The organism is Enterovibrio gelatinilyticus, from assembly GCF_028683095.1.
Taxonomy (GTDB): domain Bacteria; phylum Pseudomonadota; class Gammaproteobacteria; order Enterobacterales; family Vibrionaceae; genus Enterovibrio; species Enterovibrio gelatinilyticus.
In genome coordinates, this window is sequence record NZ_JAJUBC010000012.1 from 62481 (window position 1) to 83861 (window position 21381).

Here is a 21381-nt window from a genome sequence, read left to right on the forward strand (position 1 = left end):
GTTACTGAACCCATATTTATCGTGGTTTGATGCAACTTTGCAACAAAACATCGGTGCATATAAGGGGTCATATTGTTCAGTAAGAATTAAAATGGCTCTCAGGATGAGAGAGAACGTACGGTTAATGATTAAAAAACGATTACTATCTTGGTTATTGAGTGGTGCAGTGTGGCTACCTGGCGTAGCCATTGCCGATGTTGACTTCGATATCAAAGGTCTTGATGACGCGTTGATGGATAATGTCAGTGTGTACATCGATGCTATTCCTGAGAATGAGCGTCGTCTTAATTTTCGCTTACAAGCTCGAGTGACGGATGAAATCAAGAAAGCCTTACAGGCATTAGGCTATTACTCTCCCCAAATTAACTACACGGTTGAAAAGCAATCAGACACCGATGCTACCGTCTTGCTGAATATAGACCCCGGTCAGCCGGTTATTATTTCAGAAGTCGATATTCAGCTTACTGGTGATGCTAAAAAAGATCCTGCGTTCAAAACGTTATTGGAAGGTGCACCCAAAAAGGGTGAGATCCTTAATCAAGGAAAATACGACGCGTTAAAATCGGCTATTCAAAGCCTTGCGATACGTCGGGGCTATTTCGACGCGGATTACACCCTGACGCGTTTGGAAGTCGCTCCCGGTCTAAATCAAGCATTTCTCCGACTGCATTTCAGCAGTGGTATGCGTTATCACTTTGGCAACGTTTACTATCACAACAGTCAAATCAACGAAGAGCGTTTGAGCAGTATGTTGACCTTCGGGGAAGGAGAACCATATCTAGTCAGTGATTTGGGGGCCTTCAATCAAGCATTGGCCAATACAGGATGGTTTTCATCCGTACTTGTGGAAGCGGGCTTGAACGAGCTACGTGATGATCGTGTACCTATTTCTGTGAGCTTGGAGCCCGCCCCACGCAACCAATTTGAAACGGGTGTTGGCTACTCCACAGACGTTGGGCCGCGAGTCAAAATCGGCTGGAAAAAGCCTTGGTTCAATAGTCGTGGGCACAGTTTGAATACTGATTTGTATGTGTCTAGCCCTAAGCAAACACTCGAATCAACCTATAAAATCCCGCTTGCTGACGTTCAGCGTGAGTATTATCAAGTACAGGTGGGTCTTGAAAATGTTGATAACAACGACACGAAAAGCTTGGAGCTAACATCGTCAGTTTCTCGCCACTGGAAATATGACACGGGCTGGCAGCGATCAGTGTATTTGCGTTGGTTGTATTCCGATTACACCCAAGCCAGTGTGTCAGATATCTCCAACCTCATATTGCCAGGTATTAACTTTTCACGGGTGCGAAGCCGAGGCGGTGCAATGCCCACGTGGGGGGATAAACAGTCGATCACCTTCGAAATGGCGGATCCCATTTGGGGCTCGGACATCAATCTCTATCGGGTAGTTGGTCAAACGGCTTGGATTCGTAGCCTTAACCAAAACAATCGGTTCATCTACCGAGCTGGTGGCGGTGGGGTGTTTACGGATGAATTTGAGCGCGTGCCGCCGTCACTGCGCTTTTTTGCGGGTGGCGACAATAGCATTCGCGGTTATAGCTATGAATCAATTTCGCCAAAAGATGATCAAGGGAAACTTGAAGGTGGTAGCTATTTGGCGACCGGGTCGCTGGAATACAATTATCGCGTGTCTGGAAATTGGTGGGCTGCTTTGTTTGCTGATGCTGGTGATGCATGGACCAGCAGTTCGCCTGACTGGAAAACGTCTGTCGGTGTTGGCGTTCGGTGGGAGTCTCCTGTTGGGCCCATCAGTCTCGATGTCGCACATGGATTTGAGAACAAAGATGATAACTTCATGATCCACTTTAGTTTAGGTCCTGAACTGTAATGCGCTGGTTAAATCGTTTCGCCGTCGTCATCGTACTTTTATTGGTTCTCATCGTACTCACTGTCGGGACGCTATTGCTAACACCTGCAGGGGTCAGAATTGCAGTTTGGGCGGCGCAAGAGGCATTACCTGAATTGACGATTGAGCGCAGCCAAGGTGCGTTGCTTAATGGCTTTACCCTTGAAGGGCTGTCGTATCACGACACTGCGTTTTCGCTGACCGGAAAAACGTTGTCTCTCGACATTGAGAGCAAGTGTTTGAGCGGCCCAGCATTGTGTATTGAGGGGCTAACAGCCGACGGGCTGACGGTGATCGTGAAAGAGAGTGACTCTGCCGCAGACCCTGCTCCTGAAACCGAGTCTGCACCTCTTACTGAGATTTCTTCGCCAATCCCTATTTTCCTCAAAGGTGTTTCATTGAGTGATATTTCACTCGATATCCTGGGTACCAAGGCGCATTGGGATACGCTGACCACCGAAGCCCAAATGCAACGCAGTACGTTGACACTAAAACCGACTGTATGGCGGGGCGTGATGGTGGAACTGGCGGCATCAAGCAGCAGCCAAGATCCGGCGTCTGATGATGCCAACAATCAGAGCAAAAAAGATGATGGGGATTCACCTCTTGTTTTGCCTGACGTGTCGTTACCTCTAAACGTGGTGGTGGAGCGCTTTGAGCTTAGTGATGCTACGTTACTGCTGCCAGAAAAGCAGGTGATTCACCAGTTTCTGCTGGTGGGTAAAGCTGAAGGTAACGACGTTACTCTCTCAGAGTTAGTGCTTGATGCCGAGCAAGGCAAAGTTTCCCTTAACGCTGATATTTCACTGAAAGGGAATTATCCACTTAAGTTGGTGGCTGATGCGAACATTCGCATGCCTCCATTAGGTGATCATTCACTGACACTGGATGCGAGCGGCGATCTATCTAACTTAGCGTTAGGGGCCCAACTCAATGGCATATTGAAAGCAAACCTTTCTGGCAATCTGAATGTGCTCGATCCTAATTTGCCTTTTAATCTGATGCTGACGAGTCGGAATTTACAGTGGCCTATTGATAAGCCAGCAGAGTATCGACTGACATCAACAGCGCTCAACGCGAATGGCAGTCTCAAGCGCTACAGCGCGTCGCTAAAAACCTCTGCCACTGGGGATGTGATCCCTGATATGGCGCTTTCCACGAAACTCCGTGGCAATTTGTCCGAGATTTCATTGAGCGACTTTTCACTAGATACCTTAGGTGGAAGCGTCGCGGGCACAGCCAACGTGAGCTGGGCTGACCGTGTGAAGTGGAAAACGGCACTCGACTTCACCGATATTCAACCGGGGATCAAATGGCCTGAAGCGGAAGGCAAACTCACGGGTAAGGTCAAGAATGCGGGAGAGTTGACGGCGCAAGGTGGCTGGGAGGTGGCACTTCCTGAGCTCGATATTCAGGGCATCATCCGCGATCAGGCGTTGACCTTAGTAGGGCAACTTGATGCCTCTGACGTGCAAGGCAGTGGAGACTTGAAGGTCGAGACGAACGGTTTGTTGTTAGCTCATGGTCCGAATAAGGTTTCTGTCACGGGCAAAATCGACAAAGAACTCGACCTTGCTGTGAAACTCAATCTACCCACATTGTCAGCCTCTTTGCCGCAAGCAGGAGGCAGTGTTCAAGGTGATGTGGTGCTGTCTGGAACGCTTGATAAGCCAACGGCTGCAATGACGTTAAATGCGAATACATTGAGTTGGGAAGAGCTAGTGACGGTGCAAAGTGTCAATGTGCGAGGCTCGGTGACACCGCTTCCCATTGTGAGTGGTGGCTTGATTTTTGATGTGTCGGGCCTAAAGGCCGAAGGTGTCGATGTTTCTCAGTTGGCGTTGCGAGCTTCAGGCGATGAGACAGATCAAACACTATCACTTTCAATGAAAGGAACCCCTGTTGGCACAGACATAGCGCTGCGAGGTAGCCTTGATCGAGAAGAGGGCTGGAAAGGCACGCTATACGCCTCCAAGCTCACGACGCCGGTTGGCCCTTGGACATTGGAACGCGATGTCCCCCTGAGCTATTCACTGAAAACCAATCAGGTTGATGTTGGTGCATTTTGTTGGACACAAGGTCAAAGCCAAATCTGTTTAGATAAGCCTATTTCTGTGTCAGACAGTGGCGCAGCACAGGTGTCTATCGTCGACTTTAATCTTGATATTCTTCAGTCTTTTCTTCCCGTCACCACAACATTGTCAGGTCAGCTTGATGCCAATGCTGATGTAGCATGGCAGCCGAAAGCACTTCCGACGGTGAAAGCAAACATTACCCTTGATAAAGGACAGATTGTTGAGCAACTCGACCAACCTTTCACTCTCGGTTGGAACACGAGTACGGTGAATGCCACGCTCAAAGATGACAAGCTCAATGCCGATGTGTTGATTGATATAGCCAACAATGGCTCCATCTCACTCAACGCACTCATGACCAACCTGAAGGGGACGAAGCGAGCTTTACAAAGCACCTTCGATATCGATGCGCTTAACCTCGATTTATTGGCGCCTTTGCTTGGTGAGGACACGGAGTTAGCGGGAATGATCAACGGCAGTGTGAAGATCACTGGCGATCTTGATGCGCCTAACGCTACGGGCAGTATCAAGTTGACGGATCTGAAACTACAAAGCTTGTCTGCGCCTGTGGAAGTGAAACAAGGTCAGGTCACGATTGGATTGTTTGGTCAGCAAGGACGTATAAATGGCGATATTAAAACGCCGGATGGCGATTTGGTGTTGCTGGGGAATGCGGATTGGCGAGACATCCATGCTTGGCTAGCGTCTTTAAATGTTAAAGGTCAGCGTTTGAAAGTCGTTGTGCCACCCATGGTGGCACTTGAGGTCAGCCCTGATATGACATTGAAAGCGACACCAAAGAAAATTGATGTCACTGGCAATGTCTCAGTGCCTTGGGGGCGGATTGTTGTTGAGTCTCTTCCTCCATCAGCGGTGCAAGTTTCAAGTGATGTGGTCATTTTGAATAATGAGCTTAAGCCGATTAATGAAACGGAAGCCTCTCCTATCACGATTAATGCCAAAATTGGTGTCAATATCGGCGACGATGTACGACTTGAAGCTTTTGGTTTAAAAACAAATCTGGTCGGCAAACTCGATGTTGGTAGCAACAATAAAGGCCCAAGTGTTAGCGGCGAAATCAATTTAGAGGAAGGAACGTATCGATCGTTTGGTCAGGATTTGCTGATCCAAAAAGGGCAGATCTTGTTTAATGGGCCGCCAGAGCAACCGTATCTTCAGATCGAGGCGATCCGCAACCCTGATGCCATTGAGGATGGGGTTGAAGCGGGTATCCGTGTAACAGGCCCTGCAGATGCACCCGAAGTGAGCGTGTTTTCGGAACCTGCTATGCCACAAGCAAATGCGCTCTCTTATCTTACGCGTGGACAGAATCTGGACAGTGAATCCGATGGCAATGCCATGACGTCCATGCTGATTGGTCTTGGGCTCTCTCAAAGCGGTAAATTGGTTGGACAAATTGGTGAAGCTTTTGGCGTGCAAGATTTGAGTGTGGACACATCTGGCAGCGGTAATGATGAGATGGTGGAAGTGTCGGGTTACATACTACCTGGTCTTCAAGTCAAATATGGCGTGGGTATTTTCACCAGCTTACCTGAATTCACTGTGCGCTATCGCTTGCTGAAAGATTTGTATGTTGAAGCAGTATCGGGCGCAGATAATGCGGTGGATCTGCTCTATCAGTTCAGCATTAAATAGATAACGGATCGACCATAAAACATTGGATTGAAGGTGAATAAGAAGCCCGCTGCTGCGGGCTTCTTCATGTCTTAATCCTGATCAGGGTTATCTTTTAAGAATGCTTCCACTTTGTTCACCATGTCGGTTGAGCCGACAAAGTAGGGGACACGTTGATGAAGCTCGGTAGGTTTGATATCTAGGATGCGTTGCTTCCCGTCTGACGCTTTACCGCCAGCTTGCTCCATGATGAATGACATGGGATTGCACTCGTAAAGCAGGCGAAGTTTACCGCTTGGGTAAGCTGCGGTGCTCGGATATAAATAGATGCCGCCTTTGAGCATGTTGCGGTGGAAGTCTGACACCAAAGAACCGATGTAGCGCGATGTGTAAGGGCGGTTATCTTCAGGCTCATTTTCTTGGCAGTATTTCAGGTACTTCTTCACACCCAATGGAAACTTGATGTAGTTGCCTTCGTTGATCGAGTACATGCTGCCTTGATCGGGAATGCGCATGTTTTCATGTGATAAACAGAACACACCGATTGATGGGTCATAGGTGAAACCATGAACGCCATTGCCTGTGGTGTAAACCAGCATGGTGGATGAGCCATAAATGATATAGCCTGCTGCCACTTGCTGGTTTCCCGGTTGTAGGAAATCTTCCATCGTTGCTGAACTTCCAATCGGAGACACACGGCGGTAGATGGAGAAGATAGTTCCTACGGAGACGTTTACGTCGATGTTGGAAGAGCCGTCGAGCGGATCCATCAATATGACGTATTTAGCGTTATGCCCTTGCGCGTTGTCGAAAATAACTGCGTCATCTTCCTCTTCGCTGGCAACGCCACAGACTTGATCCCTTGCAGCCATGGCAGACTTAAATTTTTCATTGGCATAGACGTCGAGTTTTTGTTGTTGTTCGCCTTGCACATTTTCACTACCAAACGCACCAGTAATATCAACCAAGCCCGCTTTGTTGATTTCGCGGTGGACGATTTTAGCTGCGAGTCGGATAGAAGACAGGAGCGAGCTCAGTTCGCCACTGGCATGGGGGTATTCATGCTGTTTTTCGACGATGAACTCGCCAAGTGTTCGCATATCTGACATTTCAGATCCTTTTGATGTCTGTAACTAAATTCTTGGGTAAGATGCTTGAAAACAAAGAGGCACACGCCACAAGCGATAGGCAAAAATGCTCCTTACTTTCTATGTTGAGTTACTCTTTTCAATGTAGACATAAGACGGATGCCAAACAGAAGAGCATCCAAGAATTGCGCAACATCTGAACAGTAAATCAACTTGTTACCGAGTTTAAAGTGTAGAACTTTTTAATAGTAACGAAGTAATTTGAACGAGCTTGGAACTGTGATCGCAGCGCGGTGCACACCAAGATAAAGTGACTTTCAAGGCTGACGAAGCGTTATGCATATACATATTTTAGGAATTTGTGGCACCTTCATGGGTGGCGCAGCCATCTTAGCCCGACAATTGGGCCATAAAGTCACAGGCTGTGACGCCAATGTGTACCCTCCAATGAGCACATTGCTTGAATCTCAAGGGATCGAAATCATTCAAGGTTACGATCCTTCTCAGCTTGATCCCGCGCCTGATCTCGTTGTCATTGGCAATGCGATGAGCCGAGGTAATCCTTGCGTTGAATATGTCCTTGATAAAAATCTGAATTACACGTCAGGTCCGCAGTGGTTGCTTGAATTCTTACTTAAAGATCGTTGGGTGCTAGCGGTGGCAGGAACCCATGGCAAAACCACGACGGCCAGCATGTTAGCTTGGGTACTTGAAGATTGCGGCTACCAGCCGGGCTTTTTGATTGGCGGTGTACCAGGCAATTTCGGTGTGTCGGCGCGATTGGGTGAGAGTATGTTTTTCGTGGTAGAAGCGGACGAGTATGACAGTGCCTTTTTCGACAAACGATCAAAGTTCGTTCACTACCATCCACGCACTTTGATTTTGAACAACTTAGAGTTCGATCATGCGGACATCTTTGACGATCTTGCTGCGATAAAGCGCCAATTCCACCATTTAGTGCGCACCGTTCCAAGTCTTGGTCGCATCATTGCGCCTGCTGAGGATGTGAATGTCAAAGACACCTTAGACATGGGATGTTGGAGCGAGCTTGAGTTTGCCGGTGAAGATGGCTTATGGAAAGCTGAAAAATGTGTCATTGATGGCAGCGAATTTGATGTGTGGTTTGAAGGCGAGTGTGTTGGTACGGTCAAGTGGGACTTGATTGGCGATCATAATGTCAGCAACGCACTGATGACCATCGCCGCAGCGCGACATGTGGGTGTTACGCCAGATTTGGCCTGTGAATCGTTAGGATCTTTCATCAACACAAAACGCCGTCTTGAGCACAAAGGTGATTTCGCAGGCATCACTGTTTATGACGATTTTGCCCATCACCCAACTGCCATTAAAACCACATTGGAAGGCTTGCGTGCGAAAGTGGGTGAGCGACGTATTCATGCGATCCTAGAACCAAGATCCAACACCATGAAGCTTGGCGTACATAAAGATGATATTGCCCCGTCTTTGGACTGTGCTGACACAGTGACGTTGTTCCAACCTGACCACATCAAATGGTCGGTAAAAGAAGTTGCTGATGCGTGTAGCGCACCGTCTGAGTGTTTTGATGATATTGACGCGCTGGTCGCTTCCATTGCGTCAAATGTAGGCCGTGGCGACGTGATATTGGTCATGAGTAATGGCGGTTTCGGCGGTATTCATGACAAGCTGAAAGCTGCGTTAGAGAGCAAAAAATCAAACCGTGACACCTTGGAGGCGCATGGTTAACTTGGCGAAAAACGACAAACGTATCACGCTTGCGTGGAGTGGTGCATCTGGTGCGCCTTACGGCATTCGCTTGTTGGAATGTTTGTTGGCAGCAGACTATGAGGTCTATCTGCTGATTTCATCTGCGGCGCGTGTGGTGTTGGCGACTGAGCATGGTTTAAAGCTGCCATCAGGCCCTGATGCGGCAAAAGAGGCACTGGCCAAACACCTTACGGTGTCGACAGACAAGCTGGTTGTGTGTGGCAAAGAGGATTGGTTTTCTCCTGTAGCGTCTGGCTCGGCTGCGCCAAAGCAGATGGTTGTGTGTCCATGTTCTGCGGGCTCACTTGCTGCGATTGCTCATGGTATGTCGGATAACTTGGCTGAACGTGCTGCGGATGTGGTGCTAAAAGAGCGAGGCCAATTGTTGTTGGTGGTTCGCGAAACGCCGTTTTCGACGCTGCATTTAGAGAATATGCTCAAGCTTTCTAAGATGGGCGTCACCATCATGCCGGCTGCGCCAGGTTTTTATCATCAACCTCAAACGATCGACGATCTGGTTGACTTCATGGTTGCGCGCATTTTGGATCATCTTGGTGTTGAGCAAGGTTTGGTGCCGCGCTGGGGCTATGATCAACGGTCATGAAAGTGATCGATCGGTTTCCAAATAGAAAGGGACGGTAGATACCGTCCCTTTTTATGCCAGCTCTACCAAGCAATCAGTTTTACTGAGGCTTTAAAATCAACACGTTGACTTTAGATTGCTCAAGGACTTTGGTGGCAACAGAGCCAATAAGTAGCTTATTCGTGCGTGAGCGCTTGTGGCTTGGCATGACAATCAAATCACAGCCAAGACGCTCTGCCGATTTCACAATCACCTTATAGGGTTTGCCTTCGGCCACCGAATAATCGTAGGCAATGCCTTCAGGGATCATTCGCTTGGCGAATGCTTTTAAGCTGTCCTGAACGTCTTGTTTCATTTTGAGCGCAGCATCTTCAGGGAAGTATGAAGCGACCATGGAGTTATGAATACCGGGTAATGCAGTTAACAAATGCAAGGTTGCCCCTGTTTGCGAAGCTAACCAAACGGCATGCTCAACGGCTTTATCACCGAAGTGTTCATCATTCAAATCAACCGGGACCAGAATGTGCTTATACATGGATTACACTCTCTTCGTTAAAGTAATCCGGCGGGGCGCAAGGCCCCGACCGTTTTTATGCCGTTTGCTTCAGGCGGCGACGTTGGTTCCACCCCAGACCAGCCAGTAGCAGCAAGGTGGGTACAAACACCCATTCTTTCATTGGTCGTTCTGCAGGTGTGCTGACTTGAACCACTTCCCAATCGAAGTCGATACCTGCCTTTTCTGCGGGACTACCAAATTGAATCATGTCGATGTACTTTCCACCGTCTTCGTCACGCAGTTCTAAACCTGTCGATAAGACACGCGCCAAGCCTTCTGCTTGTGCGGTATCAACAGGGAGGTGAACGTGTTTAGTCACGATGTTGCCGTCGATATTCTCACCCTTCACTTGAATGTTCAGGGTTTGGCCATCAGGCAATGTCTCTGCCACTTTGATGATTTCTGTGCCTGCATAATCGTTAGTTGGTGCGTAAAGTTCATCCCAGAAGAAACCTGGGCGGAACAATGCGAACGTGATCAACAGCATTAATACGGTTTCGTACCATTTGTTCTTCGTCAGCCACCAACCTTGTGTGGCGGCAGAAAACACCAACATGGCGACGACCGCTGAGAAGATGGTAAGGAACAGATGTAGAGGCCCATCAAGATCCATCAACAACAGCTGTGTATTAAAGATGAACATGAATGGCAAAATCGCGGTTCGAATATCGTAGGTAAAGCCTTGGATACCCGTCTTTATGGGGTCTGATTTCGCGATCGCTGCGGCGGCAAATGCGGCCAAGCCTACAGGTGGCGTATCATCTGCGAGGATACCGAAGTAGAAAACGAACAAGTGGACGGCAATCAATGGAATGATCAGGCCTTCTTGCGCACCCAAGGTCACGATAACTGGCGCCATCAGGGTCGATACCACGATGTAGTTTGCCGTGGTCGGTAGGCCCATACCCAAGATCAAGCTGATAACTGCTGTAAATAGCAGCATCAGAATGATGTTACCGCCAGAGATGAACTCAACGAAGTCGGTCATGACCAAGCCGATGCCCGTTAGCGTAACCACGCCGACAACGATACCCGCTGCAGCTGTTGCCACACCAATACCGATCATGTTGCGTGCACCCGCGACAAAACCTTCAGCTAAGTCGACAAAGCCATCTTTTATTGCCGTGGCAAACTCACCTTCTTTGCGGAAGAAAGCCATCAAAGGGCGCTGAGTCACAACAATGAACATCATGAACATGGTTGCCCAGAATGCTGAAAGACCAGGAGAGAAGCGTTCAACCATCAAACACCACACTAGCACGACGATCGGTAGCAGGTAGTAAAGGCCTGAACGAACGGTTGGGCCTGGATCGGGCACTTCTGAAAGGTCTGTCGCCGCAGGGTCTTCAACGGCTTCCTTTTTGAATTGTGCAGAGTAGCGAACGAGGGCGACGTAAGCGGCAAATATCAACACGCCAATAATTGGGCTTGCTGCTGCGCCGTATGCGTCTTTGGTCCAACCGATACCGTAGTAAACCGCGAAGCTAAGTACACAGATACCGATAATGATAACCACGATGTTTTGTAGGGTTTGCAGGAATGTCGACGTATGACGACGTGGCAAACCTGTCATACCCGCCTTACAGGCTTCAAGGTGGACGATATAAATCAGAGCGATGTAAGAAATGATGGCGGGCAAGATAGCTGCTTTAATGACTTCGATATAAGGAATACCTACGTATTCCACCATCAAGAACGCCGCTGCACCCATGATAGGTGGTGTCAGCTGACCGTTTGTTGAAGCCGCAACTTCGACTGCGCCTGCTTTCGTACCGGGGAAGCCAACACGCTTCATCAATGGAATAGTAAAGGTACCTGTTGTTACAACGTTGGCGATAGAAGAGCCTGAGATAAGGCCAGATAGACCTGATGCAACAACCGCTGCCTTTGCGGGGCCACCACGCATGTGACCAAGCAATGAGAACGCAACCTTGATGAAGTAGCCACCTGCACCCGCACGATCAAGCAATGCGCCGAACAAAACAAACAGGAATACAAACGAGGTCGATACACCAAGGGCTACACCAAAGACACCTTCGGTTGTTAGCCACATATGTGACATGGTTTTGTTAAGGCTTGCCCCTTTGTGCGCGATAACATCTGGCATTTGAGGGCCAGCAAAGGTGTATATCAAGAATACAGCGGCAACCACCATCAAAGGTGGACCCAGTGCTCGACGTGTGGCTTCCAGGAGTAACACCATGCCAGTAACGGCAACCACAATATCAAATGAGGTGGGGGCTCCAGCTCGTGTAGCAAGCTCAGAGTAAAAGAGGAACAGATATCCCGCCGCGAAACTTCCTAAGAGTGCAAAGACCCAGTCTTGGAGAGGAATACGATCTCGTGGCGAGCGTTTTAGTGCGGGATAAGCTGTGAATGCTAGAAAAATAGCAAACGCAAGATGAATAGAGCGCGCTTCGGTGTCGTTTAGCGCAACGGTAAATGGAGAGGCGTACCAGAGCTGGAATATTGACCAGCACAATGGAACGAACCAAAGGATGCGTCCAGGGAACCCTGAAGGTGATCGGGCACCTGTGTCCGCTTGCGCGACGATGTCCTGTGCGTCGAGCGGTGTCTCGGTCGTCTTCGTCATGCCATTGTCCCTATATTGGCAAATGAAAGTGTAAAAACATCTGACATCTTGTGTGATTAACCCGCGTCAAAGCCGGCTATCTCTTCAGCTCGTTGAATACGGCTATTTTTTTCATCTTTCAATGTCAGCTGTAAAGCATAAGTTTGGTTAACACGCGGTTTGTTCAGTAGAAAATACGCCAAGCCGTTGCTGGCTTGCAACAAACCTGTATCAAGAATTTAAATCTAGAGGTACATTTTGTCATGGGTTTTCACATCGATTTGAGGCTTTGGGAGTAAGAAAACGTAAAAGTCTCAAATATGAGATGATTTTTAATGAGGATGTGTGAATGTATGGGAATAAAAGTAGGCAGGACGTTTAGAAAAATATCCTGCCTTAATGTGCAATTTTTACCGTATTAACGACTGTAATCGAACAGGCTGCAAACGGAATTAAAGAGAGCGAGGGTGGTGGTTGCACGCGTTGGGGTAATGAAGATTGTGTCATCACCAGCAACGACACCTAAAATCCCCTCGGCTTTACCCAAAGAATCGAGCAAGCGAGCGATTAGTTGTGCTGCACCTGGGCCCGTATGAATGACAACGAGTGCATCGTTGTAATCAATATCCATCACCAGCTCTTTCAATGGGCTACTGGTGGTTGGCACGCCAAGTTCTACTGGCAGGCAGTAAACCATTTCCATTTTTGCGTTTCGGGTACGCACTGCGCCAAATTTGGTAAGCATGCGAGAGACTTTAGATTGGTTAATATTTTCATAACCCTGCGCTTTGAGCGCATCAACGATTTCACCCTGCGAGCTGAATTTTTCTTCTTTTAGGATCGCTTTAAAGGCTTTCACTAATTGGTCTTGCTTGTCTGAATTACGCATATTTCTTCTTTCTTGCCCGTGTCAGGATGGCGCATTTTTGCATAGTGATTCAGTCGCGGGCAATAAAATCCGCAGTAAAGTGACGCACCTATCACCTTTAACGCCCTGTGTTGGCCTTTAAAAAGAAAAATGAGAAGCGTGGCTTATCCTAACCTTGATAAGCTTGTCGGCACTGTCGAAAGCCACGTATGATGCTTTTAGGTCAACATAATGGGATCAGTAGCCTGCTTTATATCGTAAACCGCGACGAGTTGCTGCATCCCAAGATCTGGATATAACAATAATCGTAAATAAGGAGAACGTGATGAAAGTTGCTGTGATTGGCGCCGCTGGTGGCATTGGTCAAGCTTTAGCCCTGCTTTTGAAAAACCGTCTGCCTGCGGGCTCAGATCTGGCTCTGTATGACATTGCTCCAGTTACCCCTGGTGTTGCAGTTGATTTAAGCCACATCCCAACGCCGGTAACGATCAAAGGCTTCAGCGGTGAAGATCCAACCCCTGCACTTGAAGGTGCTGATGTGGTTCTGATTTCTGCGGGTGTTGCTCGTAAGCCAGGTATGGATCGTTCGGATCTATTCAATGTTAATGCGGGTATCGTTCGTTCTCTTAGCGAAAAAATCGCTGATGTTTGCCCTAAAGCATTGATTGGTATTATTACCAACCCTGTAAACACAACAGTAGCGATTGCTGCTGAAGTGCTTAAAGCGAAAGGTGTTTACGATAAGAACCGTTTGTTTGGTATCACGACGCTGGATATCATTCGTTCAGAAACGTTCGTGGCTGAGCTGAAAGGCAAAGATCCAAGCAACGTACGTGTTCCAGTTATTGGTGGCCACTCAGGCGTAACGATTCTTCCTCTACTTTCACAAGTTGAAGGTGTTGAGTTTACGGAAGAAGAAGTGGCGGCATTGACACCACGTATCCAAAATGCGGGTACAGAAGTGGTTGAAGCCAAAGCTGGCGGTGGTTCTGCTACGCTTTCTATGGGTCAAGCGGCTTGCCGTTTTGGTCTGGCATTGGTTCGCGCTGCACAAGGCGAGAAAGACGTGGTTGAGTGTGCGTACGTTGAAGGTGACGGTAAATATGCTCGTTTCTTCGCGCAACCAGTACGTTTGGGTAAAGATGGTGTCGAAGAGATCCTTGACCATGGCCCACTGAGTGCGTTTGAGCAAGAAGCGCTCGACAGCATGCTAGACACGCTGCGTAAAGACATCACCTTGGGTGAAGAGTTTGTGAAGTAACCACAAGCGGAAGCAAAAAAGGCGGCTGACTAAGCCGCTTTTTTTATGCCTGATATTTTGTGTAGGAGCAGACCTATCTTCGTGTTACTTAAGCTGTGTTGGGCGAAAACAAGAACAAGAAGCACTAACCCGGTTAGTTAACACTGCGTCTCGTGGCATGCTTTAAGTACGTGATACGATCTTAGACACGAAGCCAGCGTGTTAATTATTTTGTCCAAATTCACCTTTCAAGGTTTGACCTAAACGATCTACCCACCAGTTAATGGCATCTTTAGCGTCATCAAGTGAATCGATCATGGTCGAGAGATCTTTGTTTCCAGCTTCACGATCGATGGCTGCAAATAGTGGCTTGTCTGTATTTGCATCACTTGCGAGCAGTTCGATGGTCGCACTACCAACGTTGGTGTGTTCACCAGTTGTGATCTTCGAGATGGTTGAAATTCCTAAGCCGACGGGCAATAGGCTGCTTGTTATTGCGAGTATAGGGTTAGGGGTTTCTACATTACTGATCGCGATGCTAAGGCGTAGGCTGTTTTCAATCGGCGTATCCACAACAGGTTTGTACGGTGTGATTTTCTTTTTAAGGCGATCCGCGAGATAAGTGGTTAGTTCCATGATTTGTTCGTCACTCAGCGCATTGTCTTCATTTGTAAGCACATAAATACGATCAATGACGACGGCATCATATTGAGCAATTTTACGCTTCAGTCGCTCTGCATCTCGTAAACCTATTCGCGCCCACACTAAATCAACGCCTCCTTCCGGTCCTGCTTGAAAATCCTCATAGCTTGTAAAGCTAGTGGCAGAAGGGCGATGGCTCGATGTGCAGCCAAACAGGAAAAAGCTCAATGTCAGCAATAAGGTGATTTTGGTGATGAGAGATGTCAAAACAGGCTCCTTGCCATGGAGGTAAACGAGTTAGAGAAAAGGTGAATAAAAGAGAGCAGAAATAAAAACGCACTTCGATGAAGTGCGCTTTCGTCGTTACTTTTTGCGGTTCACTGCAAGATGAGCAAGTGCTTTGAGTGCTTCTTTATAAGGAGATTCTGGAATTGGGGAAAGTGCCTGAATGGCTTTCTCTGCTTCTTCCTCTGCGCGAAGGCGCGAGTATTCCAATGAGCCGACTTGTTCCATGCAGGCCAGTATGGCATCCAGCTTATCAAGTCCGTTTCCTTGCTCGATCGCTTCACGGATCATTGCTGCTTGTTGCTCATTGCCGTTAGCCATGGCGTGCAGTAAAGGAAGGGTAGGCTTGCCTTCAGCAAGATCATCGCCAGTATTTTTGCCCATCTCATCGCCTTGTGATGTGTAATCCATCACGTCATCGATCAGTTGGAAAGCCGTTCCTAAATAACGACCATAATCTTGGAGTGCCACTTCGAGGTGCTCAGGTGCATCGGCAAGGATCGCACCAATTTGTGTTGCCGCCTCAAACAAACGGGCTGTCTTTGAGTAGATCACCTGCATGTAGCTGGCTTCAGACGTATCTGGATCATTGCAGTTCATTAGCTGCAACACTTCACCTTCAGCGATCACGTTCGTGGCTTCGCTCATGACATCGAGGATCCTCAAGGATCTAAGCTGTGTCATCATCTGAAATGAGCGTGTATAGATAAAGTCGCCAACAAGTACGCTGGCAGCATTGCCGAACATTGCATTTGCGGTCGCTTTACCACGACGGAGATCCGACTCGTCCACGACGTCATCGTGGAGCAAGGTTGCGGTGTGGATAAATTCGACAAATGCGGCAGCGGTGACATGCCCCTCACCCTGATAATTGAGTGATTTGGCAGCCAAGAGGGCGAGCATAGGGCGCAGACGCTTTCCTCCACCGCTGACGATGTAAAAGCCCAGCTGGTTGATGAGTGCGACGTCAGAATCTAGTTGCGCAAGTATTTTTTTATCAACTTTTGCCATGTCGTCGGCAATAAGTGCTTGGATGGTGTTAAAATCCATTGATGCGTCCGGTCCAAGGGAAGAATGCAGTACGATGCTGTCATTTTTGCGTTGATAGTACACTAAAATTTACGCCTCGACACAGGGTCTTTAGTCAGAAAAACAAGGGTGAGTAACAGTGGACAGGTTTTCGCCAATTTTCTTTCATTGCCCTCTTGCCAGTCGGCAAATCTTGCCGTAGAATTCGCGCCCTATTGATGAATTAAATGCGCACCCCTAACTGCTCACTTTTTAAACGCAGTAGGCTGTGCGGAAATGCGGAGAAACCCATGTACGCAGTTTTCCAAAGTGGTGGTAAACAACACCGTGTAAGCGAAGGCCAAACTATTCGCTTGGAAAAGCTAGACATTGAAACTGGCTCATCTGTTGAGTTTGATTCAGTTCTGCTGGTTGCTAACGGTGAAGAAGTTACCGTTGGTGCACCGTTCCTGGCAGGCGGTAAAGTAACTGCTGAAGTAGTTACTCACGGTCGTGGCGACAAAATCAAAGTCGTTAAATTCCGTCGTCGTAAGCATTCTCGTAAGCAAATGGGCCACCGTCAGTGGTTCACTGAAGTCAAAATTACTGGCATCAGCGCTTAATTTAGGAGAAGAGATAAATGGCACATAAAAAAGCTGGCGGTTCTACTCGTAACGGCCGTGATTCAGAAAGCAAACGTCTAGGTGTTAAGCGTTTCGGTGGCGAATCTGTACTTGCAGGTAACATCATCGTTCGTCAACGTGGTACTAAGTTCCACGCGGGCACTAACGTAGGCTGCGGTAAAGACCACACTCTATTCGCTTTGACTGATGGCAAAGTGAAGTTCGAAGTTAAAGGTCCTAAGAACCGTAAGTTCATTAGTATCGAAGCTGAGTAATAGCACTCGAACTTATTCTGAAGCCCTGCCTTACGGCGGGGCTTTTTGTTGTATATCCAAGTGACTTTTAAGAATAGGCGACTTGCCTCTTTGACGTGACTTGGATATATAGCGTTTAAAGGCGACTAAGCGGCTATATTTGCGTGAACTTCGTTTAGCGAAGTATAGGATTCTCGTCACGCAAACGTCACAGGTGTCACGATTCACTTTGTTCGTGCACAATCGATGACGATATTAAACGCAGTGTGGCATTTGATCCTAAGATCATTATGATCATCAGCCCAAAGTGCTCCATCAGGGTGCTGCTAAATCGCCAATGTTAACCCTAAGACATGTAATACCTCGCCTCTGGTTAGGTCGTGCTGGGTATGGAGAAGAAGATGAAATTTGTAGACGAAGCGGTGATCCGCGTTGAAGCGGGAGATGGCGGTAACGGTACCGTTAGCTTCCGTCGTGAAAAATATGTACCCCGTGGTGGCCCTGATGGCGGCGATGGCGGTGACGGCGGCGATGTATATCTGCTTGCTGATGAAAACCTGAACACACTGATCGACTTCCGCTTTGAGCGTTACCATGCTGCACTTCGTGGCGAAAATGGTCGTGCGGGTAACTGTACCGGTAAACGTGGTGACGATCTGGTATTGAAAGTGCCAGTGGGTACACGTGCGGTTGATGAAGATACTGGTGAGGTGATTGCCGATCTGACTCAACATGATATGAAGATCATGGTCGCAAAAGGTGGTTGGCATGGATTGGGTAACACCCGCTTCAAATCATCAGTAAACCGTGCACCACGCCAAAAAAGTATGGGTACCAAAGGTGAATTGCGTCACTTGCGTCTAGAGCTACTTCTGTTGGCTGATGTGGGTATGCTTGGTTTGCCGAATGCTGGTAAATCTACCTTTATTCGTGCGGTATCAGCGGCTAAACCAAAAGTGGCGGATTACCCGTTCACAACCTTGGTGCCAAGTCTTGGTGTTGTGCGTGTGGCGCAAGATAAGAGCTTTGTGGTAGCTGATATTCCAGGGCTTATCGAAGGTGCGGCAGAAGGCGCGGGTCTCGGTATTCGATTCTTGAAACACCTTGAGCGTTGTCGTGTGCTTCTACACATGATTGACCTGATGCCAGTTGACGAATCAGATCCTGTCGACAATGCTTTCACCATCATCGAAGAGCTGCAACGCTACAGCGATAAGTTGGCGGATAAGCCACGTTGGATCGTCTTTAACAAGATGGATCTTATGTCGGAAGAAGACGCCCAAGCACAAATCGAACGTGTGCTTGAAGCGCTGGGTTGGGATGAACCTTATTACGCAATCTCTGCGATTAATAAAGGCAACACCCAGCAGCTAACGTTTGATCTGATGGAATTCATTCAATCTCTACCTGTTGAGCTGACACAAGAAGTAGCAGAAGAGAATAAGGTTGAATTCAAGTGGGATGATTACCACGAGCAACAGATCAAGCAGCAGCAAGAAGGCTCTGATGACGATGATGATGATTGGGACGATTGGAATGAAGACGACTACGATGTCGAAATCATTTACCGCCCATAATTAGCCGTTATTTAAAAGAACCGTCTCATAGAGGCGGTTTTTTTTCATCCATATCAAAGTAAACCGACGGAAACTCACGTAAAACCGAAGTTCACCACATTGCTATTAATATCAATCAAGGAGTGAGCATGGCGCAAGGAGTGGCTGAAATGGATGAAGATGCGCAGCGGAGTGTGTCTCGATTAGTGAGTCAGACAGGGCAAATGCTGTTGCAGCACGGTGCAGAAAGCCGTTTGGTGAGTGATATTTGTTGCCGTTTGGGTGAGGCACTTGGCTTGGATAGCGTGGAGATATCGTTATCGGCCAGTTCAATGGTGATCACCACCATACATAATGATCACTGCATTACGACTGCACGCCGCTGTCCTGATCGCGGGATCAACATGCGAGTGATCACTGAGATCCAGCGCATATTGATCATGACGGAAAAACACCTTCTTGATAAAGATGGCGTAAAGGCGCGTTTGAATCGCATCTCCCCTCAACGTTATAACCGTTGGCTTGTCGCTGTTGTGATTGGCTTATCATGCGCAAGCTTCAGTCGTTTATCGGGTGGCGATGCGTCGGTGTTTGTCTTGACGTTTGTTGCTTCGTTTGTCGGTATGGTTGTGCGTCAGGAAATAGGTCATCGCCAGTTCAATCCTTTACTCAACTTTGGTGTCACGGCATTTGTCACCACGCTCGTGTCGAGTATCGGCGCAATGATGAGTATCGGCAATCAGCCTTATCTTGCCATGGCATCGTCGGTACTGATGTTGGTGCCCGGTTTCCCATTGATCAACGCGGTATCTGACATGGTGAAAGGCTACGTCAACATGGGGATAGCCCGCTGGGTGATGGCAAGTTTACTTACGTTAGCCACAAGTCTTGGCATTGTCGGTGCGATGAACGTGACGGGTATTTGGGGGTGGTTATGACCCTGTTACTTGGCCTTCTTCATGATATGTTTTTTGCTGCAATCCCCGCTGTTGGGTTTGCTTTGGTGTTTAATGTGCCTGTAAAGGCACTAAAATACTGTGCAATTGGTGGTGCTATTGGGCATGGAAGTCGATACCTTTTGATGCACTACGGCGTGCCGATTGAATGGGCGACACTGTGTGCGGCGACCTTAGTAGGTATGGTGGGTGTGTATTGGTCTCAACGCTTCATGGCGCATCCTAAAGTATTTACGGTTGCTGCGATTATTCCGATGGTGCCGGGTGTTTTTGCATTCAAGGCCATGATTGCATTAGTGGAAATTAATAGTTTGGGAGTCAGTGACGCGCTTTGGGCAACCATGATGAACAATGGTATTAAAGCGCTGTTTATTATTGCTGCGTTGGCGATCGGACTAGCAATGCCGGGGCTCTTGTTTTACCGAAGAAAGTCCGTGGTGTAGCATAGCGACCACAGAGCAAGACACGATGCTTAACAACAAAGGAAATCCGCTCACGATGAAAATCAGCATGATCGCAGCGATGGCGAAAAACAGAGTCATTGGAAAAGATAATACGATGCCATGGCACCTGCCTGCCGACTTTGGTTGGTTCAAACGTAATACGCTGGGAAAACCTGTGATCATGGGGCGAAAAACGTATGAATCGATAGGTAGGCCGTTGCCAGGGCGTCGAAACATAGTGATCAGTCGTAACAGTGAGTGGATGGCTGAAGGTGTTGAAAGCACCACCAGCATCGAAGAGGCGCTGATCTTGGTTGATGGTGTAGAAGAAGCGGTGATCATCGGTGGTGGTACAATCTATGGCGCATCACTTCCTAAAGCTGATCGTTTGTATTTAACGTTCATTGATGCAGATATTGATGGGGATACTTGTTTTCCTGAATGGGGAGAGGGATGGGTAACCAGCCATTCTGAGCATTTTGATGCTGATGAAAAGAACAAGTACAACATGGAATTTGTTGTACTTGATCGGGTATAGGTATCGACGCTAATCAGCATGTATTGGGCAAGGAAGTGAATATCTTTGCCCATCTTCCCAACGGATCATCGTTAGTGCTCCTCCCCAGACACAACCTGTGTCGAGTCCCATTAGGTGGCGATTAACCACGCCGCCGAGCGCCGCCCAATGTCCAAACACGAGTGTTTCTTCAATGTTTTGCCTTGGCGTAACTTCAAACCAAGGTACAAGTTCACCGTGGGTCATTTGGCCTGGAGGCAGTTTACACGCCATGTCGAGAGCACCATCTTTTAAACAAAAACGCATACGAGTGAAAGCGTTGATGGTGTATCGGTATTGTTCGAGCTCTTCTAGTTCATTTGACCAGTGTGTAGGCTCATTGGCATACATGTTTTGGAGCAGCCAGCGATAGTCATCCCCCCGTAGGATCTTTTCGATTCGTTTGGCGTGATGTTTGGCATTCTGAAGATCCCAGCACGGTGGGATCCCTGCATGAGTCATCACAAAACCGGGGGCGATCTCGTTTCGTTTATCGTAATGCAACAGCAAAGGTTGCTGTCGAAGCCAATGCAGCAGCTCATCTCTGTCTGAGGCATCCAAAATTGGTTGGGTTTTGTCTTTCGCTTTTGGTTTTTTGAATCCTTCGGCGACGGCTAACAAATGAAGGTCATGATTGCCGAGTACCGTATGCGCATGATCGCCAAGAGATTTCACAAAGCGTAAGACTGACAAGGAATCCGGTCCACGAGCAACAAGATCGCCTGCAAGATAGAGGTGATCGTGCTTTTCATTGAAGCTGACAGTATCTAAAAGTGCTCTAAGATCGTCAAAGCAGCCTTGGATATCACCGACAAGGTAAGTCGCCACGAA

General features: G+C 48.0%; 18 protein-coding genes. 11 read left to right on the forward strand and 7 right to left on the reverse strand.

All coding sequences use genetic code 11. The features are described 5' to 3' along the window. Positions 1 to 124: 124 nt before the first annotated feature. Together tamA and tamB are read left to right on the forward strand one after the other, a co-directional pair. The gene (gene tamA / locus LRP50_RS12000) at positions 125 to 1846 is read left to right on the forward strand and encodes an autotransporter assembly complex protein TamA (RefSeq protein ID WP_274164707.1); all 1722 of its coding nucleotides are present in this window, start codon (positions 125 to 127) and stop codon (positions 1844 to 1846) included. Beyond that, a complete protein-coding gene (gene tamB / locus LRP50_RS12005) occupies positions 1846 to 5595 on the forward strand; it encodes an autotransporter assembly complex protein TamB (protein ID WP_274164708.1) in 3750 nt (1249 codons plus the stop codon). The genes tamA and tamB overlap by 1 nt, the downstream gene beginning before the upstream one ends. A 71-nt stretch (positions 5596 to 5666) precedes the next feature. Here tamB and fbp read toward each other — a convergent pair whose 3' ends face one another. Further along, positions 5667 to 6683 (reverse strand): class 1 fructose-bisphosphatase, encoded by a 1017-nt coding sequence (gene fbp, locus LRP50_RS12010; RefSeq protein ID WP_274164709.1) that lies wholly within the window; start codon positions 6681 to 6683, stop codon positions 5667 to 5669. Between the two features lie 315 nt (positions 6684 to 6998). On the opposite strand from fbp, the gene mpl reads away from it, so the two are divergent. Continuing rightward, on the forward strand, positions 6999 to 8387 hold the full coding sequence (gene mpl / locus LRP50_RS12015) for a UDP-N-acetylmuramate:L-alanyl-gamma-D-glutamyl-meso-diaminopimelate ligase (RefSeq protein ID WP_274164710.1): 1389 nt from the start codon (positions 6999 to 7001) through the stop codon (positions 8385 to 8387). After that, complete coding sequence (locus LRP50_RS12020; RefSeq protein ID WP_274164711.1) at positions 8380 to 9012, forward strand: flavin prenyltransferase UbiX; 633 nt, start codon at positions 8380 to 8382, stop codon at positions 9010 to 9012. The genes mpl and LRP50_RS12020 overlap by 8 nt, the downstream gene beginning before the upstream one ends. Before the next feature lie 79 nt (positions 9013 to 9091). Here LRP50_RS12020 and LRP50_RS12025 read toward each other — a convergent pair whose 3' ends face one another. The 3 genes from LRP50_RS12025 to argR form a co-directional block, all read right to left on the reverse strand. Beyond that, entirely contained in the window at positions 9092 to 9526 is a 435-nt protein-coding gene (locus LRP50_RS12025) for a universal stress protein (RefSeq protein WP_274164712.1), read from the reverse strand. A gap of 55 nt (positions 9527 to 9581) precedes the next feature. Further along, a complete protein-coding gene (locus tag LRP50_RS12030) occupies positions 9582 to 12140 on the reverse strand; it encodes a TRAP transporter permease (protein WP_274164713.1) in 2559 nt (852 codons plus the stop codon). A 397-nt stretch (positions 12141 to 12537) separates the two neighbouring features. Continuing rightward, complete coding sequence (gene argR / locus LRP50_RS12035) at positions 12538 to 13008, reverse strand: transcriptional regulator ArgR (RefSeq protein WP_274164714.1); 471 nt, start codon at positions 13006 to 13008, stop codon at positions 12538 to 12540. Between the two features lie 304 nt (positions 13009 to 13312). On the opposite strand from argR, the gene mdh reads away from it, so the two are divergent. Next, positions 13313 to 14248 carry a malate dehydrogenase gene (mdh, locus tag LRP50_RS12040; protein ID WP_274164715.1) on the forward strand — a complete coding sequence of 312 codons (936 nt, stop codon included), beginning with the start codon at positions 13313 to 13315 and terminating at the stop codon, positions 14246 to 14248. A gap of 201 nt (positions 14249 to 14449) precedes the next feature. Here the strand turns inward: mdh and LRP50_RS12045 are convergent, their stop codons facing one another. Next, positions 14450 to 15136: a DUF3313 domain-containing protein gene (locus tag LRP50_RS12045; RefSeq protein WP_274164716.1), complete on the reverse strand. Its 687-nt coding sequence runs from the start codon at positions 15134 to 15136 to the stop codon at positions 14450 to 14452. Positions 15137 to 15232: 96 nt separating this feature from the next. Next, a complete protein-coding gene (gene ispB, locus LRP50_RS12050) occupies positions 15233 to 16204 on the reverse strand; it encodes an octaprenyl diphosphate synthase (RefSeq protein WP_274164717.1) in 972 nt (323 codons plus the stop codon). 269 nt (positions 16205 to 16473) lie between these two features. On the opposite strand from ispB, the gene rplU reads away from it, so the two are divergent. The 6 genes from rplU to folA all read left to right on the forward strand — a co-directional run bounded on the left by rplU (position 16474) and on the right by folA (position 20532). After that, entirely contained in the window at positions 16474 to 16785 is a 312-nt protein-coding gene (gene rplU / locus LRP50_RS12055; protein ID WP_274164718.1) for a 50S ribosomal protein L21, read from the forward strand. A gap of 17 nt (positions 16786 to 16802) precedes the next feature. Beyond that, on the forward strand, positions 16803 to 17060 hold the full coding sequence (rpmA, locus tag LRP50_RS12060) for a 50S ribosomal protein L27 (protein ID WP_028023518.1): 258 nt from the start codon (positions 16803 to 16805) through the stop codon (positions 17058 to 17060). A gap of 380 nt (positions 17061 to 17440) precedes the next feature. Beyond that, entirely contained in the window at positions 17441 to 18616 is a 1176-nt protein-coding gene (gene cgtA / locus LRP50_RS12065; RefSeq protein ID WP_274164719.1) for an Obg family GTPase CgtA, read from the forward strand. A 149-nt stretch (positions 18617 to 18765) separates the two neighbouring features. Beyond that, entirely contained in the window at positions 18766 to 19533 is a 768-nt protein-coding gene (locus tag LRP50_RS12070) for a threonine/serine exporter family protein (RefSeq protein ID WP_274164786.1), read from the forward strand. Beyond that, a complete protein-coding gene (locus LRP50_RS12075; RefSeq protein WP_274164720.1) occupies positions 19530 to 19994 on the forward strand; it encodes a threonine/serine exporter family protein in 465 nt (154 codons plus the stop codon). The genes LRP50_RS12070 and LRP50_RS12075 overlap by 4 nt, the downstream gene beginning before the upstream one ends. Before the next feature lie 55 nt (positions 19995 to 20049). Further along, complete coding sequence (gene folA / locus LRP50_RS12080; protein ID WP_274164721.1) at positions 20050 to 20532, forward strand: type 3 dihydrofolate reductase; 483 nt, start codon at positions 20050 to 20052, stop codon at positions 20530 to 20532. Between the two features lie 9 nt (positions 20533 to 20541). On the opposite strand, the gene LRP50_RS12085 is transcribed toward folA, so the two are convergent. Next, positions 20542 to 21378 carry a symmetrical bis(5'-nucleosyl)-tetraphosphatase gene (locus LRP50_RS12085; RefSeq protein WP_274164722.1) on the reverse strand — a complete coding sequence of 279 codons (837 nt, stop codon included), beginning with the start codon at positions 21376 to 21378 and terminating at the stop codon, positions 20542 to 20544. Positions 21379 to 21381: the final 3 nt, after the last annotated feature.

Coding starts and splice junctions, on each gene's coding strand:
- tamA (WP_274164707.1), top strand. CDS start 125: ATGATTAAAAAACGATTACTATCTTGGTTATTGAGTGGTGCAGTGTGG.
- tamB (WP_274164708.1), top strand. CDS start 1,846: ATGCGCTGGTTAAATCGTTTCGCCGTCGTCATCGTACTTTTATTGGTT.
- fbp (WP_274164709.1), bottom strand. CDS start 6,683: ATGTCAGATATGCGAACACTTGGCGAGTTCATCGTCGAAAAACAGCAT.
- mpl (WP_274164710.1), top strand. CDS start 6,999: ATGCATATACATATTTTAGGAATTTGTGGCACCTTCATGGGTGGCGCA.
- LRP50_RS12020 (WP_274164711.1), top strand. CDS start 8,380: ATGGTTAACTTGGCGAAAAACGACAAACGTATCACGCTTGCGTGGAGT.
- LRP50_RS12025 (WP_274164712.1), bottom strand. CDS start 9,526: ATGTATAAGCACATTCTGGTCCCGGTTGATTTGAATGATGAACACTTC.
- LRP50_RS12030 (WP_274164713.1), bottom strand. CDS start 12,140: ATGACGAAGACGACCGAGACACCGCTCGACGCACAGGACATCGTCGCG.
- argR (WP_274164714.1), bottom strand. CDS start 13,008: ATGCGTAATTCAGACAAGCAAGACCAATTAGTGAAAGCCTTTAAAGCG.
- mdh (WP_274164715.1), top strand. CDS start 13,313: ATGAAAGTTGCTGTGATTGGCGCCGCTGGTGGCATTGGTCAAGCTTTA.
- ispB (WP_274164717.1), bottom strand. CDS start 16,204: ATGGATTTTAACACCATCCAAGCACTTATTGCCGACGACATGGCAAAA.
- rplU (WP_274164718.1), top strand. CDS start 16,474: ATGTACGCAGTTTTCCAAAGTGGTGGTAAACAACACCGTGTAAGCGAA.
- rpmA (WP_028023518.1), top strand. CDS start 16,803: ATGGCACATAAAAAAGCTGGCGGTTCTACTCGTAACGGCCGTGATTCA.
- cgtA (WP_274164719.1), top strand. CDS start 17,441: ATGAAATTTGTAGACGAAGCGGTGATCCGCGTTGAAGCGGGAGATGGC.
- LRP50_RS12070 (WP_274164786.1), top strand. CDS start 18,766: ATGGATGAAGATGCGCAGCGGAGTGTGTCTCGATTAGTGAGTCAGACA.
- LRP50_RS12075 (WP_274164720.1), top strand. CDS start 19,530: ATGACCCTGTTACTTGGCCTTCTTCATGATATGTTTTTTGCTGCAATC.
- folA (WP_274164721.1), top strand. CDS start 20,050: ATGAAAATCAGCATGATCGCAGCGATGGCGAAAAACAGAGTCATTGGA.